General features: G+C 57.6%; 10 protein-coding genes. 3 read left to right on the top strand and 7 right to left on the bottom strand.

All coding sequences use genetic code 11. The annotated features are described in order from the left end of the window. Positions 1–10: 10 nt before the first annotated feature. Genes glpC through glpA form a run of 3 tightly spaced genes read right to left on the bottom strand, consistent with a single transcriptional unit; the run spans position 11 to position 4,057 of the window. Positions 11–1,189 carry an anaerobic glycerol-3-phosphate dehydrogenase subunit GlpC gene (glpC, locus tag NWP14_RS14015; RefSeq protein WP_095100615.1) on the bottom strand — a complete coding sequence of 393 codons (1,179 nt, stop codon included), beginning with the start codon at positions 1,187–1,189 and terminating at the stop codon, positions 11–13. Then, the gene (gene glpB, locus NWP14_RS14010) at positions 1,186–2,445 is read right to left on the bottom strand and encodes a glycerol-3-phosphate dehydrogenase subunit GlpB (RefSeq protein ID WP_375215529.1); all 1,260 of its coding nucleotides are present in this window, start codon (positions 2,443–2,445) and stop codon (positions 1,186–1,188) included. The genes glpC and glpB overlap by 4 nt, the downstream gene beginning before the upstream one ends. Then, positions 2,435–4,057 (bottom strand): anaerobic glycerol-3-phosphate dehydrogenase subunit A, encoded by a 1,623-nt coding sequence (gene glpA / locus NWP14_RS14005; RefSeq protein ID WP_375215528.1) that lies wholly within the window; start codon positions 4,055–4,057, stop codon positions 2,435–2,437. Before glpA ends, glpB begins: the two co-directional genes overlap by 11 nt. 270 nt (positions 4,058–4,327) lie before the next feature. Here glpA and glpT point away from each other — a divergent pair, with 270 nt between their 5' ends. Beyond that, on the top strand, positions 4,328–5,674 hold the full coding sequence (glpT, locus tag NWP14_RS14000) for a glycerol-3-phosphate transporter (protein ID WP_331834734.1): 1,347 nt from the start codon (positions 4,328–4,330) through the stop codon (positions 5,672–5,674). A 9-nt stretch (positions 5,675–5,683) separates the two neighbouring features. Continuing rightward, positions 5,684–6,763, top strand: coding sequence for a glycerophosphodiester phosphodiesterase (glpQ, locus tag NWP14_RS13995; RefSeq protein WP_375215527.1), 1,080 nt, complete (start codon positions 5,684–5,686; stop codon positions 6,761–6,763). Between the two features lie 62 nt (positions 6,764–6,825). On the opposite strand, the gene yfaE is transcribed toward glpQ, so the two are convergent. From yfaE to ubiG, 4 genes are all read right to left on the bottom strand, one after another. Further along, entirely contained in the window at positions 6,826–7,080 is a 255-nt protein-coding gene (gene yfaE / locus NWP14_RS13990; RefSeq protein ID WP_045855971.1) for a class I ribonucleotide reductase maintenance protein YfaE, read from the bottom strand. Continuing rightward, positions 7,080–8,210, bottom strand: a complete 1,131-nt coding sequence (nrdB, locus tag NWP14_RS13985) for a class Ia ribonucleoside-diphosphate reductase subunit beta (RefSeq protein ID WP_346430987.1) — start codon at positions 8,208–8,210, stop codon at positions 7,080–7,082. The genes yfaE and nrdB overlap by 1 nt, the downstream gene beginning before the upstream one ends. Positions 8,211–8,306: 96 nt before the next feature. Further along, positions 8,307–10,592, bottom strand: coding sequence for a class 1a ribonucleoside-diphosphate reductase subunit alpha (gene nrdA, locus NWP14_RS13980; protein ID WP_375215526.1), 2,286 nt, complete (start codon positions 10,590–10,592; stop codon positions 8,307–8,309). Positions 10,593–10,937: 345 nt separating this feature from the next. Next, entirely contained in the window at positions 10,938–11,666 is a 729-nt protein-coding gene (gene ubiG / locus NWP14_RS13975; protein WP_095100629.1) for a bifunctional 2-polyprenyl-6-hydroxyphenol methylase/3-demethylubiquinol 3-O-methyltransferase UbiG, read from the bottom strand. Between the two features lie 271 nt (positions 11,667–11,937). Here ubiG and gyrA point away from each other — a divergent pair, with 271 nt between their 5' ends. Beyond that, positions 11,938–14,577 carry a DNA topoisomerase (ATP-hydrolyzing) subunit A gene (gene gyrA / locus NWP14_RS13970; RefSeq protein ID WP_346430990.1) on the top strand — a complete coding sequence of 880 codons (2,640 nt, stop codon included), beginning with the start codon at positions 11,938–11,940 and terminating at the stop codon, positions 14,575–14,577. Positions 14,578–14,633: the final 56 nt, after the last annotated feature.

The following is a 14,633-nucleotide window of genomic DNA, read 5'->3' as shown; positions in this document are numbered from 1 at the left end:
GCGCAGAGGTTCAGGACAGCGCCTGCGCCAGCAGGGTGATGGGATGTTCACAGCGCTTGCTGGTGGACATCTCAATCTGCCATTTGCAGGTTTCACAATCGGTCACCACAATATCGGCGCCGCTCTCCTCAATCTGGCGGAAGAGCGGCGCGCCGATGGCCTGCGAAGAAGCGTAGTTCTCCGATTTAAACCCGTAGGTACCGGCGATGCCGCAGCATTGCGAATCAAGGACCTCCAGCCGCAGCCCGGGAATTTGCCGCAGCAGTTCGAGGCTATATAGCGACCAGCCCATCTTTTCCATATGGCAAGGGGTGTGGTAGACCACCTTAAGCGGCAGCGGTTTTAGCGGCAGGGTTCGCCCGCCGTCAAGCTGGCGCCAGATCCAGCGCGTCGCCAGCTCAACGTTGTCGCGCACGTCGCTATTGTCAACATCCAGCACGTGCGGATACTCATCGCGCAGGGTGAAAGTGCAGGTGGAGGAGGTGGCGATGGTCGGTAGCGCGCTTTCGCGCATGGCGGCGACGTTACTCAGCGCCTGCCTGCGGGCTTTGGCAAAAAAGCCGTTGGCAATTAGCGGTACGCCGCAGCATTTTTCTTTGGACAGCAGCTGTACCCCGGTGCCCATGGCGTTCAGCACGCGGATAAGATCTTTACCCAGCTGCGGATGGTTGTAGTTGACGTAGCAGCCGTGAAAGAACGCGACCTGGTCGCTAAACTGCGCCTGCCGCGCGGCGAGCTGGCGGTATGCCCGGCGGAAAGTGCCGAAACCGTATTTTGGCAGCGTCCGACGGTGATCTATCCTGAGCGCCGTATCGAGCAGCCGGCGCACCGGCTGTAGTCCCGTTACGGCGTTGACCAGCGGCGCAAACGGCGTAGAAAGCGTGCCCATAAGATCCGTATGGCTCAGCACCGCATCGCGTAGGGTGGGCTTCTGCTGGCCGTACTGCGCCCGAGCCCGCTGGATAATATCGCCGATTTTAACGTCAGAGGGGCAGGCGACCTCGCAGCGCTTGCAGTTAATGCAGTACTTCAACGCTTCGTCATACAGCGCGCCGTCTTTTAGCCGCAGCCGCTCGCCGTCGGGTCCCGCCTGTTTAGGGCCAGGGTAGCGCGGGTTAACCCGGCTGACCGGGCAGGCGGTGGTGCAAACGGTGCATTTGATGCAGCTCTCAAAGCGGGTATCGTTCATCGTTCGCCTCCGGTAAGGTCGTTGATTTGTTTGGCGACGTGCAGCGCGGTGACTGCGCAAACGCCGCCGCCGCATCCCAGCTGAATAGCGTCAAAGCCGCCGAGCAGAGAACCAGCGGCAAACAGGTTGTTGAGCGGCTGTCCCTGCAGCAACGGACGCAGCATGGCGTCCGTTTTAAGGCCGAAGCGTTGCCAGGGCTGGGAGGCGAAGAAATCCCGCTGATACCAGCTCTCACGCGGCAGGCTTTGCTGTAGATCGAGGCCAAGAATCGGCTCGCGCACGCCATCGCGCCCGGCAATCAGGCCATTGCTGAAGAAGCTGCCGCTGGCCAGGATGGTAAAGCGCGGACGCAGCGGGATATCGCCGTGGTTACGCGTCCATACCCTGTTGACCGTCCCATCCTGATGGCTGATGTTGGTCACCTCATCTCCGGCCAGCCACGTTCCTCCGCCGCGTATAAAGCGGCGCTGGAGCTGGCTATGCAGGCGCATTCCCGGTACCGAAGGGGGCAGAGTTGGCAGCAGGCGCAGCGGGCAGGGCAGTCGTTCCTGTAGCCACAGATACAGGTGGTTATCGCTAAGGCCAAAGCAGGCGGGCAGGATCAGCAGATCGTGCTCGCGCGCCAGCGGAAGCAGCGCGGCCAGCAGCGCCGGCCAGTGGCGCTCGTCATCCAGCATTCTGGCGATATTGGCGGCGCGAAATTCGCTCGGACTCTCGCGCAGGACATCCAGCAGCGGTAAGTCGATTTCCGCCGCGCTGGCGTTCATCCCGTGTTGATTAAGCGACGCGGCGGCGAGGTGCGGCTGGAAGTCGGCAAAGCCGCCGATCCCGGCCAGGCAGGGGCGCAGGGCGGTTAACGGATAAACGGGAACTTCCTGCGGGGAGAGCCACGCGGCGCGCAGGGCGCCGAGCGGCGTGATGCGCAGGTGCGGCCGGGCGGCATCGCCCTGCATCATTATGCCGCTGGCGGCCAGCAGCGCCTGGGTTTGCGCCGCGTAGTCCATGACGCGCTGTACGCCGATCCTTGCGTAAGGATGCTCCGGGGTCTGGGTCGCCAGCCGGGCGAGCCCCTGGGCAACGTCGGTAACTTTGTCGCCATTGGGCAGCTCGGATAGCAGGTCCAGCGAGGCGGAGGAGAAATGCAGCGCGCTTTGACCGCGGCTGACGATCGCGCTGCGCAAACCGTATTGATTCAGGCTCAGCCCGCAAAGTAGCCCGGCGAGCCCGCCGCCGATAATCGCGCAATCAAATTTCATCCTGCTGCTCCTTTTGCAAACCGCACAGCCCGAGATAGACCCAGCGGGTGAATTCACTCTCACGAAGCGCATCGCCCCATGCTACGGGCTGCACGCCTTTCCAGCGCTCGTTTAAAAACTCCGATAGCTGGGTCAACGATTGGGCCGGCGTGGCGACATTGAAGCGCTGCAGTAGCCCGGCGGCGCGGCAGGCGCACAGCTCGCCCTGGCAGGTTCCCATGCCGATTCGGGTGCGACGGCGTAAATCGAGCAGGTTATTGACCGCTAAGTTTTCTACCGCGTACTGCACTTCCCCCGCCGTAACCGCTTCGCACTCGCAGACCAGGCTGCGATGCTGGCGGCTATCGCCAAGCCAGGCGGGCGTGCGATCGCCGTGACGGTACACGGCCGATCCCCGCAGCGGCGCGGGCAGAGAGATGATTTTTTGCAGCGTTGTTTCGACCGGCTCGCGGGAACCTGGTAAAGGCGCGTCGGCGGTGGTGCAGGGGACGGTGTTGCCGAGCTTGCGGCAAACGGCGTCCGTCGCCCATTCCGCCATCAGGCGGTAGGTCATCAGTTTGCCGCCGGTAATGGTGATAAACCCGTTCATCCCGTCGCGTTCGGCGTGATCTAACAGCACAATGCCGCGACTGACGCTACGCCCGCTGGGGTCGTTATCGCTGGCGACCAGCGGGCGCACGCCGGAGTAGGCGCGCAGCACCCGGGTGCGGGCCATGACGGGGGTCAGCTTCTCGCCTTCGCGAAGCAGGGTATCGACTTCCGCAGCGGTGACCCGATTATCGTCAATTTCATCGTAGGGAATATGCACCGAGGTGGTGCCAATCAGGGAGATGGTGTCCCCGGGTACCAGAATATCCGCATCGGCAGGCTTGCGGCAGCGGTTGATAACGTGCCGGTTGATGCGATGGTCGAGGATCAACAACGATCCTTTAGCCGGAAACATCGCAATGCGCAGGTCGGCATATTCCGCGATCCGCTGCCCCCAGATCCCGGCGGCATTGACCACCACTCCGGCGCGCAGCGTGCGGCTTTCGCGGCGCTTATGGTCATAGCACTGCACGCCGTGGATCCGATCGCCGCTACGCAGCAGGCCGGTGATTTCGCACCCGGTAAGGATGGTGGCGCCGTGTTCGCGGGCGTCAAGCATATTGGCCGCGCTCAGACGGAACGGATCGACCGTGCCGTCGGGTACCTGAACGGCGCCGAGAAGCGCGGGATTGACGGTCGGCTCAATGCGCAGCGCCTCGGCGGGCGACAGCTGACGGGTCTCAATTCCGGCCTGATGGCAGGCGTGAATAAAGGTTTTCTGCCAGGCGAGGTCGTCTTCGGGAAGGGTGATAAACAGCCCGTTAGTGGGTTCCACACAGTGACGGGCGATGCGGCGCAGGATCCGGTTTTCGCTGATGCATTCGCGCGCCGATTCGCCGTCGGTCGCCGCGTAGCGGGCGCCGCTGTGCAGCAGCCCGTGATTGCGCCCGGTCGCCCCGGTGGCGATATCGTGGCGTTCTACCAGGGTTACGCGCAGCCCGCGGAGCGCGCAGTCGCGGGCGATCCCTGCTCCGGTTGCGCCGCCGCCAATGACAATGACATCACATTCACCGGTTTCGGCCATCTCTCTATCCCTCTACTTTCGTTTTACGCCATTTAGCCACACAAATAGTACGTATTGTTTGATTTCGAGCATATTCGCGCGTTTATCGAGCATGGAATGTGATTTCATGCTCACAATGGAATGTTTTGTCATATTTTTGTAACAAAGCGTGCGATATTTCACAGTATCGTCTGCGAGGTTTCCCTACCATCGCGCCATATCAGAAGTGGGTGATTAAATTAGGTTTTTTTTTACCTGTACCCATAAAAGCAAATGGCAACGGAGGCTGCTATGTTAAGTATTTTCAAACCCGCGGCGCATAAAGCGCGTTTACCCGCGGCGGAAATTGACCCGCACTATCGTCGATTACGCTGGCAGATTTTTATCGGTATTTTCTTTGGCTATGCCGCCTACTATCTGGTGCGCAAGAACTTTGCGTTAGCCATGCCTTACCTGGTGGAGCAGGGATTTTCTCGCGGCGATCTTGGTTTTGCGCTGTCCGGGATTTCAATCGCCTATGGTTTTTCAAAATTCATCATGGGCTCGGTATCCGATCGCTCGAATCCGCGTGTTTTTCTGCCCGCAGGGCTGATTCTGGCGGCGCTGGTGATGCTGGTGATGGGCTTTGTGCCTTGGGCAACCTCCAGCATCATGGTTATGTTTGTACTGCTGTTCCTCTGCGGCTGGTTTCAGGGAATGGGCTGGCCGCCGTGCGGGCGCACGATGGTGCACTGGTGGTCGCAGAAGGAGCGTGGGGGCATTGTTTCGGTATGGAACTGCGCGCATAACGTTGGCGGCGGGATCCCGCCGCTGCTGTTCCTGCTCGGGATGGCGTGGTTCAACGACTGGCACGCGGCGCTGTATATGCCGGCTTTCGGCGCAATTTTGCTGGCGATATTTGCCTTTGCCATGATGCGCGATACCCCGCAGTCCTGCGGCCTGCCGCCGATTGAAGAGTATAAAAACGATTATCCGGATGATTACAGCGAACAGCATGAACAGGAGCTCACCGCCCGGCAGATCTTTCAGCAGTATATTCTGCCAAACCGGCTGCTGTGGTATATCGCCATCGCCAACGTCTTTGTCTACCTGCTGCGCTACGGCATTCTCGACTGGTCGCCAACCTACCTGAAAGAGGTGAAGCACTTTGCGCTGGATAAATCCTCCTGGGCCTACTTCCTCTACGAATATGCGGGGATCCCCGGAACGCTGATTTGCGGCTGGATGTCGGATAAGGTGTTCAGAGGCAACCGCGGGGCGACCGGGGTCTTCTTTATGACGCTGGTGACCATCGCTACCGTCGTTTACTGGCTTAACCCTCCGGGTAACCCGGGCGTTGATATGGCCTGTATGATCGTTATCGGCTTCCTGATTTACGGTCCGGTGATGCTGATTGGCCTGCATGCTCTCGAGCTGGCGCCGAAGAAGGCCGCCGGTACCGCAGCGGGCTTTACCGGGCTGTTCGGTTATCTGGGAGGCTCCGTTGCCGCCAGCGCGATCGTCGGCTACACCGTCGACTTCTTCGGCTGGGACGGCGGGTTTATGGTGATGATTGGCGGCAGCGTGCTGGCGGTGCTGCTGCTGATTGTGGTAATGGTGGGTGAAAAGCGTCATCACCAGCAGCTGAAACAGTCCTGAGGAATGAGCATGAAAACGGCAATAACGACCTTGATGACCGGGATTTTGCTGGCAGGCTCCACGCTGAGTTTTGCCACTCAGGCGGGGGATAAGATAGTCATTGCCCACCGTGGCGCCAGCGGCTATCTGCCGGAGCATACGCTGCCGGCGAAAGCGATGGCCTATGCCCAGGGCGCCGATTATCTCGAGCAGGACCTGGTGATGACCAAAGACGATCGGCTGGTGGTGCTGCATGACCACTATCTCGATCGGGTTACCGATGTGGCGGAGAGATTTCCGCAGCGCGCGCGTCAGGATGGCCGCTTTTACGCGATCGACTTCACCCTGGCGGAGATAAAAACGCTGAAGTTCAGCGAGGGGTTTGAACCCAAAAACGGTAAGAACGTCCAGACCTTCCCGGGGCGCTTCCCGATGGGAAAAGCGGATTTCCGTATTCATACCTTTGAAGAGGAGATTGAGCTCGTTCAGGGGCTGAACCACTCAACGGGGAAAAATATCGGTATCTACCCGGAAATTAAAGCGCCGTGGTTCCACCATCAGGAAGGCAAGGATATCGCCACCGCCGCCCTGCAGGTGCTGAAGAAGTATGGCTACACCAGCAAGCAGGATAAAGCGTATCTGCAATGTTTTGATGCCAACGAGCTTAAGCGCATTAAGAATGAGCTGGAGCCGAAGATGGGCATGAACCTGAATCTGGTGCAGCTGATCGCTTACACCGACTGGCACGAAACCCAGCAGCGCGAGGCGGATGGCAAATGGGTTAACTACAGCTATGACTGGATGTTTAAGCCCGGCGCGATGGGGCAGATTGCCCAATACGCCGACGGCATTGGTCCGGACTACCACATGCTGGTGGCGGCGAACGCCGGACCGGGCCAGGTGACGCTGACCGACATGGTAAAAGAGGCGCATCGCCAGCATCTGGTGGTCCATCCGTATACCGTCCGCGCGGACCAGCTGCCGGATTACGTCACCAACGTGAATCAGCTGTTCGACCTGCTGTATAACAAGGCCGGCGTCGATGGGCTGTTCAGCGACTTCCCGGATAAGGCGGTACAGTTCCTGCAGCAAGAAGGGGAACGCCGCTAACCCACGGCGTGAATGGCAAACCTGTCCGCGCCGGCCGGCGCGGACAGGTTTGTGTCAGGCGGCTACATCTCGATTTCGATATCGCTTTTTGCCCGGCAGCAGCAGGGCAAAATCTCTCCCGGCTGAATAAACGCCAGCGGCTCGGTCAGCCAGTCAACCTGGCCGGACACCAGCCGCGTGCGGCAGGAGCCGCAATAACCTTCGCGGCACTGATACTCCACGTCGATATTATGCGATTCCAGGGCATCAAGCAGGCAGCGGTGTTCATCCTGACACTCGAGATGAGTGTCAGAAATTTTCAGAAAAATGCGTTTCATCAGAGCTGGAAGTTGCTCAGGTCGTCGGCATCGACTTCGGCATCGATCTGGCCCACCAGGTAGGAGCTGACTTCCACTTCCTGCGGCGCAACCTGCACGTTATCGGATACCAGCCAGGTATTGATCCACGGGATGGGGTTGGAGCGGGTCTGGAACGGCAGATCGAGGCCGACCGCCTGCATGCGGATGTTGGTGATGTATTCGACGTACTGGCAGAGAATATCTTTGTTCAGACCGATCATCGAACCATCGCGGAACAGATAATCCGCCCACTCTTTCTCCTGCTGAGCCGCCAGCACGAACAGGTCATAGCACTGCTGCTTGCACTCTTCGGCAATTTCGGCCATTTCCGGATCGTCGACGCCGGAACGCAGCAGGTTCAGCATATGCTGGGTGCCGGTGAGGTGCAGCGCTTCGTCGCGAGCGATCAGACGGATGATTTTAGCGTTACCTTCCATCAACTTACGTTCGGCGAAGGCGAAGGAGCAGGCGAAGCTGACGTAGAAGCGAATCGCTTCCAGCGCGTTAACGCTCATCAGGCACAGGTACAGTTTCTTTTTCAGCTCGCGCAGATTCACGGTGACGGTTTTACCGTTAACGCTATGCGTGCCTTCACCCAGCAGATGCCAGTAGCTGGTCAGCTCAATGAGCTCATCGTAATAGCTGGAGATCCCTTCCGCGCGCTTCTGAATCTGCTCGTTGGTGACGATATCATCGAAGACCATCGCCGGATCGTTGACGATATTGCGGATGATATGAGTGTAGGAGCGCGAGTGAATGGTTTCAGAAAACGCCCAGGTTTCCACCCAGGTTTCCAGCTCAGGAATCGAAATCAGCGGCAGTAGCGCAACGTTCGGGCTGCGGCCCTGAATGGAGTCCAGCAGGGTCTGGTACTTCAGGTTGCTGATGAAGATATGCTTTTCATGGTCCGGCAGCGCCTGATAATCGATACGATCGCGAGAAACGTCAACTTCCTCCGGGCGCCAGAAGAAGGAGAGCTGCTTTTCGATGAGCTTTTCGAAGATGTCATATTTTTGCTGATCGTAACGGGCAACGTTAACCGGCTGGCCAAAAAACATCGGCTCAAGCAGCTGATCGTTTTTGGTCTGTGAAAAGGTGGTATATGCCATTAAATGTGCGTCCTGTGATGTTATTGCCCTTCGCTCCGGCCCTGCAGAGAGGGCCGGGCTTTGATGTTCCCTCGCCCAGGGGCGAGGGGGGCGTTATCAGATCTTACAAGCGCCGCTTTCGCAGCCGTCGTCCTGGATGGATGGCGCCAAATCGTCCTGTGCATCTTCCGCGCCATCACGGGTGTTGTGATAGTACAGAGTTTTTACGCCAAATTTATAGGCATTGAGCAGGTCTTTCAGCAGCTGCTGCATCGGCACTTTTCCGGACTGGAAGCGCGTCGGGTCGTAGTTGGTGTTCGCCGAAATCGACTGGTCGATAAACTTCTGCATAATGCCGACCAGCTGCAGATAGCCATCGTTGCTCGGCATTTCCCACAGCAGCTCGTAGCTGTTCTGCAGTTTTTCGTAATCCGGAACTACCTGGCGCAGAATGCCGTCTTTCGAGGCTTTGATGCTTACATGGCCGCGCGGCGGCTCAATACCGTTAGTGGCGTTAGAGATCTGCGAAGAGGTCTCTGAAGGCATCAGCGCGGACAGGGTAGAGTTGCGCAGGCCGTGGGTTTTGATCGACTCGCGCAGCTGCTCCCAGTCGTAGTGCAGCGATTCGCTAACGATAGCGTCGAGATCCTTTTTATAGGTATCGATCGGCAGAACGCCCTTGGCATAGGTGGTTTCGTTGAACCACGGGCAGGCGCCCTGTTCGATAGCCAGCTCGTTGGAGGCCTTCAGCAGGTAGTACTGAATAGCTTCAAAGGTTTTGTGCGTCAGGTTGTTGGCGCTGCCGTCGGAGTAGCGTTTGCCGTGTTTTGCCAGATAGTAGGCAAAGTTAATCACGCCGATACCCAGCGTACGACGGCCCATCGCGCCGCGTTTTGCCGCCAGAATCGGGTAGTCCTGATAATCGAGCAGCGCATCCAGCGCGCGAACCGCCAGCACCGCCAGATCTTCCAGCTCGTCCAGGCTTTCAATCACGCCGAGGTTGAACGCTGACAGAGTGCACAGGGCGATTTCGCCATTTTCATCGTTGACGTCGTTCAGCGGCTTGGTCGGCAGAGCGATTTCCAGGCACAGGTTCGACTGGCGAACCGGCGCGACAACCGGGTCGAACGGGCTGTGGGTGTTGCAGTGGTCAACGTTCTGGATGTAGATACGGCCGGTAGAGGCGCGCTCCTGCATCATCAGAGAGAACAGCTCAACCGCTTTGATCCGCTGCTTGCGGATGCTGTCATCTTTTTCGTACTGGGTATACAGACGCTCAAATTCGTCCTGATCGGCGAAGAAGGCATCATACAGGCCCGGGACGTCGGACGGGCTGAACAGGGTGATATCTTCACCTTTCAGCAGGCGGGTGTACATCAGCTTGTTGATCTGTACGCCGTAGTCCATATGACGAACGCGGTTCGCCTCGGTGCCGCGGTTGTTTTTCAGCACCAGCAGGGTTTCAACTTCCAGGTGCCACATCGGATAGAAAAGGGTGGCCGCACCGCCGCGCACGCCGCCCTGTGAACAGGACTTCACCGCAGTCTGGAAGTGCTTATAGAACGGGATACAGCCGGTGTGGAAGGCTTCACCGCCGCGAATCGGGCTACCCAGCGCGCGGATGCGTCCGGCGTTAATGCCGATACCGGCGCGCTGGGAAACGTATTTCACAATCGCGCTGGAGGTGGCGTTGATCGAGTCCAGGCTGTCGCCGCACTCGATCAGCACGCAGGAGCTGAACTGGCGGGTCGGCGTACGCACCCCGGACATGATCGGCGTCGGCAGCGAAATCTTGAAGGTGGATACCGCGTCATAGAAGCGCTTGACGTAGTCCAGACGGGTCTCGCGCGGGTAGTTCGAGAACAGGCAGGCGGCGACCAGAATGTAGAGGAACTGGGCGCTTTCATAAATTTCGCCGGTCACGCGGTTCTGCACCAGATACTTACCTTCCAGCTGCTTAACAGCCGCATAGGAGAAGCTCATATCGCGATCGTGCACGATGAACGAATCCATCTGCTTGAACTCTTCTTCCGTGTAGTCTTCCAGCAGATGAGTATCGTATTTACCCTTGTTGACCATCTTCGTGACGTGATCGAACAGCGCCGGCGGCTCGAACTGGCCGTAGGCCTTTTTACGCAGATGGAAAATCGCCAGACGCGCGGCGAGATACTGGTAATCCGGGGCATCGCGAGAGATAAGATCCGCGGCCGCTTTGATGATGGTTTCGTGAATATCGGCGGTTTTGATGCCGTCGTAGAACTGAATGTGGGAACGCAATTCTACCTGAGAAATCGAAACGTTATTCAGTCCTTCTGCCGCCCAATCCAGCACGCGATGGATTTTGTCGAGATTAATACGCTCGGTTGTACCGTCGCGCTTTGTCACCAGCAGACTCTGATTCATGTGGATTATACCTGTCCGTGAAAGAAAATATCCCCCGCTTATCCACAGATGGCCGTTGTGACTAACTCTGTGGATAAATACTATATGTTGGGGGTTGTCGATAAAAAGAACGCTATATGGTGAGTATTCTAGTAAGGATTCTTTTGAGTACAAGAGTTGATTTTGACGTTAAATTGAGGTTGCGGAAGCGTAATAATAGCCGGGACCACGTCGCATAAGGCCTGGAGAAGATGTCAATAAACTCAAAAATAAAAATGAAAATTTGATCGAGTGCTGATTTCTTCGGCGCCAGGGAAAATTACGCGGCTTGACGCCGCGCAATCATCATATGAAAAACAGCTGACGTTATGCGTTTTTCGCCGTTGTATGCAACATGTAGTTAACATCTACGCCCGGCGCCAGCTTGAAGGTATTGGTTAGCGGATTGAAATGCAGGCCGGTAATATGCTGTTCTTTCAGATTTGTCTGATCTACCCAGCCAATCAGCTCGGCCGGCTTGATGAACTTCTTCACGTCATGGGTACCCTTAGGCACCATTTTCAGCACGTATTCGGCGCCGACTACCGCCATCAGCCACGCTTTGCCGTTGCGGTTGATGGTTGAGAAGAAGACCTGGCCTCCGGGCTTAACCAGCCGTGCGCAGGCGTGGACGACGGACTGCGGGTCGGGAACGTGCTCCAGCATCTCCATACAGGTCACGACGTCGTACTGCTGCGCATGCTTGAGCGCGTGCTCTTCGACGGTCTCCTGGACGTACTCAACCTGAATACCGCTCTCCAGCGCGTGCAGCTTCGCCACCTGCAGCGGTTCAAAGCCCATATCCAGCCCGGTGACCGTCGCGCCTTCCCGCGCCATGCTTTCCGCAAGGATGCCGCCGCCGCAGCCGACGTCGAGCACTTTTTTGCCAAACAGGCCGCCGGAGCGCTGCGCAATATAGCCCAGACGCAGCGGGTTGATGCGATGTAATGGTTTGAACTCGCCCTCTAAATCCCACCAGCGCGAGGCGACGGCTTCAAATTTAGCGATTTCATTATGATCAACGTTGTGGGCCACCGACGGTTTTTCGGCATTCATGGGCGCTTTTACTCCTTTTCAGTTCAGACCCGCGAGTATATCAGCAGACCGCCATGAATAAACCGTCTATACCCGTCGCCTTTCGCACCGCCTCTTCGTTGGCCTCACGCACTCACCCGAATCACTCACTACAGTGAGCTCATCGGGACTCCTGCGTTTGCCGCCTTGATGCGGCACGAAATTCATTGGGTATAGGTTTACCGGTATCACCTCGGCTGTGTTATAATTTGCGACCTTTGAATCCGGGATACAGTAGAGGGATAGCGGTTAGATGAGCGACCTTGCGAGAGAAATTACACCGGTCAACATTGAGGAAGAGCTGAAGAGCTCGTATCTGGATTATGCGATGTCGGTCATTGTTGGCCGTGCGCTGCCGGATGTCCGAGATGGACTGAAACCGGTACACCGTCGCGTACTTTACGCCATGAACGTATTGGGCAATGACTGGAACAAAGCCTATAAAAAATCCGCCCGTGTCGTTGGTGACGTAATCGGTAAATATCACCCTCACGGTGATACCGCGGTTTATGACACCATTGTACGTATGGCGCAGCCATTCTCCTTGCGTTATATGCTGGTCGATGGCCAGGGTAACTTCGGTTCTGTCGATGGCGACTCCGCCGCAGCGATGCGTTATACGGAAATCCGTATGTCGAAAATCGCCCACGAGCTGATGGCCGACCTCGAAAAAGAGACGGTTGATTTCGTTGATAACTATGACGGCACGGAGCGAATCCCTGACGTCATGCCAACAAAAATCCCCAACCTGCTGGTAAACGGTTCGTCCGGTATTGCCGTCGGGATGGCGACCAACATTCCGCCACACAACCTGACGGAAGTGATTAACGGCTGCCTGGCCTATATCGACGATGAGGAGATCTCCGTCGAAGGCCTGATGGAACACATCCCAGGCCCGGACTTCCCGACCGCCGCCATCATTAATGGCCGTCGCGGTATTGAGGAAGCCTACCGTACCGGCCGTGGCAAAATTTATATTCGCGCCCGCGCTGAGGTAGAAACCGACGCGAAAACCGGCCGTGAAACCATCATCGTGCATGAAATTCCTTATCAGGTGAACAAGGCTCGCCTGATCGAGAAAATGGCCGAGCTGGTGAAAGAGAAGCGTCTGGAAGGGATCAGCGCGCTGCGCGATGAGTCTGATAAAGACGGCATGCGCATCGTGGTTGAGATCAAGCGTGATGCGGTGGGTGAAGTGGTTCTTAACAACCTCTACTCGCTGACTCAGCTGCAGACCTCTTTCGGCATCAACATGGTTGCGCTGCACCACGGTCAGCCGAAGATCATGAACCTGAAGGACATTCTTTCCGCGTTCGTGCGCCACCGCCGTGAAGTGGTAACCCGTCGTACTATTTTCGAGCTGCGTAAAGCCCGCGATCGTGCGCACATCCTTGAAGCGCTGGCGATTGCGCTGGCAAACATCGACCCGATCATCGAGCTTATCCGCCGCGCGCCGACGCCTGCGGAAGCGAAGGCCGGGCTGGTTGCCAGGTCCTGGGATCTGGGCAACGTGTCGGCGATGCTGGAACGTGCCGGTGATGATGCCGCGCGTCCGGAGTGGCTGGAGCCAGAGTTCGGCGTGCGTGACGGTCAATACTATCTGACCGAACAGCAGGCCCAGGCGATTCTGGATCTGCGTCTGCAGAAGCTGACCGGCCTTGAGCATGAAAAACTGCTCGACGAATACAAAGAGCTGCTCGAACAGATTGCCGAACTGCTGCATATCCTCGGCAGCGCCGACCGTCTGATGGAAGTGATTCGTGAAGAACTGGAAGCGATGCGCGAACAGTTCGGCGACCCGCGTCGCACCGAAATCACCGCCAACACCGCTGATATCAACATTGAAGATCTGATCAACCAGGAAGATGTGGTGGTCACCCTGTCTCACCAGGGCTATGTGAAGTATCAGCCGCTGACCGACTACGAGGCGCAGCGTCGCGGTGGGAAAGGCAAATCGGCCGCACGTATTAAAGAAGAGGACTTTATCGACCGCCTGCTGGTGGCCAACACCCACGATACGATCCTGCTGTTCTCCAGCCGCGGCCGTCTCTACTGGATGAAGGTTTATCAGCTGCCGGAAGCCAGCCGTGGCGCGCGTGGACGTCCAATCGTCAACCTGCTGCCGCTGGAAGCCAATGAACGTATCACCGCCATTCTGCCGGTACGCGAGTACGAAGAGGGCGTGAACGTCTTTATGGCGACCGCGAGCGGTACCGTCAAGAAAACGGCGCTGACCGAGTTTAGCCGTCCGCGTTCAGCCGGCATCATTGCCGTGAATCTGAACGAAGGCGATGAGCTGATCGGCGTTGACCTGACGAACGGCGAAGACGAAGCGATGCTGTTCTCTGCGGCCGGTAAAGTGGTGCGCTTTAAAGAGAGCGCGGTCCGCGCTATGGGCCGTACCGCCACCGGCGTGCGCGGTATCAAGCTGGCGGGTGAAGATAAAGTTGTCTCCCTGATCATTCCGCGCGGCGAAGGTGCGATCCTGACCGTCACGCAGAACGGCTACGGCAAGCGTACGGCGGCGGAAGAGTATCCGACCAAGTCCCGCGCAACCCAGGGCGTTATCTCGATCAAAGTGACCGAGCGTAACGGCTCCGTGGTGGGCGCGGTACAGGTGGACGATTGCGATCAGATCATGATGATCACCGATGCGGGCACCCTGGTGCGTACTCGCGTATCGGAAGTGAGCATCGTGGGTCGTAACACTCAGGGCGTCATTCTGATCCGTACTGCGGAAGATGAAAACGTTGTCGGCCTGCAGCGCGTTGCTGAACCTGTTGATGACGAAGAGCTGGATGCCATCGACGGCAGCGTGGCGGAAGGCGATGACGATATCGCGCCGGAAACCGACGCTGACGCTGATGATGACATTGCCGAAGATGATGAATAATCTGCGCTAATGTTGCGAAAAGGGCCGGGGATATCCCGGCCCTTTTTATTTGCCCG

Source organism: Klebsiella sp. C349492 (genome assembly GCF_042055345.1).
Taxonomy (GTDB): domain Bacteria; phylum Pseudomonadota; class Gammaproteobacteria; order Enterobacterales; family Enterobacteriaceae; genus Klebsiella; species Klebsiella scottii.
The sequence above is the reverse complement of the archived record's forward strand: the minus strand, read 5'-3'. Positions and strand labels throughout refer to the sequence as shown.

Bases quoted from the DNA above. Each gene is read 5' to 3' on its own strand.
- glpT (WP_331834734.1), top strand. From the start codon at position 4,328: ATGTTAAGTATTTTCAAACCCGCGGCGCATAAAGCGCGTTTACCCGCG.
- nrdA (WP_375215526.1), bottom strand. From the start codon at position 10,592: ATGAATCAGAGTCTGCTGGTGACAAAGCGCGACGGTACAACCGAGCGT.
- yfaE (WP_045855971.1), bottom strand. From the start codon at position 7,080: ATGAAACGCATTTTTCTGAAAATTTCTGACACTCATCTCGAGTGTCAG.
- gyrA (WP_346430990.1), top strand. From the start codon at position 11,938: ATGAGCGACCTTGCGAGAGAAATTACACCGGTCAACATTGAGGAAGAG.
- glpC (WP_095100615.1), bottom strand. From the start codon at position 1,189: ATGAACGATACCCGCTTTGAGAGCTGCATCAAATGCACCGTTTGCACC.
- glpB (WP_375215529.1), bottom strand. From the start codon at position 2,445: ATGAAATTTGATTGCGCGATTATCGGCGGCGGGCTCGCCGGGCTACTT.
- glpA (WP_375215528.1), bottom strand. From the start codon at position 4,057: ATGGCCGAAACCGGTGAATGTGATGTCATTGTCATTGGCGGCGGCGCA.
- nrdB (WP_346430987.1), bottom strand. From the start codon at position 8,210: ATGGCATATACCACCTTTTCACAGACCAAAAACGATCAGCTGCTTGAG.
- ubiG (WP_095100629.1), bottom strand. From the start codon at position 11,666: ATGAATGCCGAAAAACCGTCGGTGGCCCACAACGTTGATCATAATGAA.
- glpQ (WP_375215527.1), top strand. From the start codon at position 5,684: ATGAAAACGGCAATAACGACCTTGATGACCGGGATTTTGCTGGCAGGC.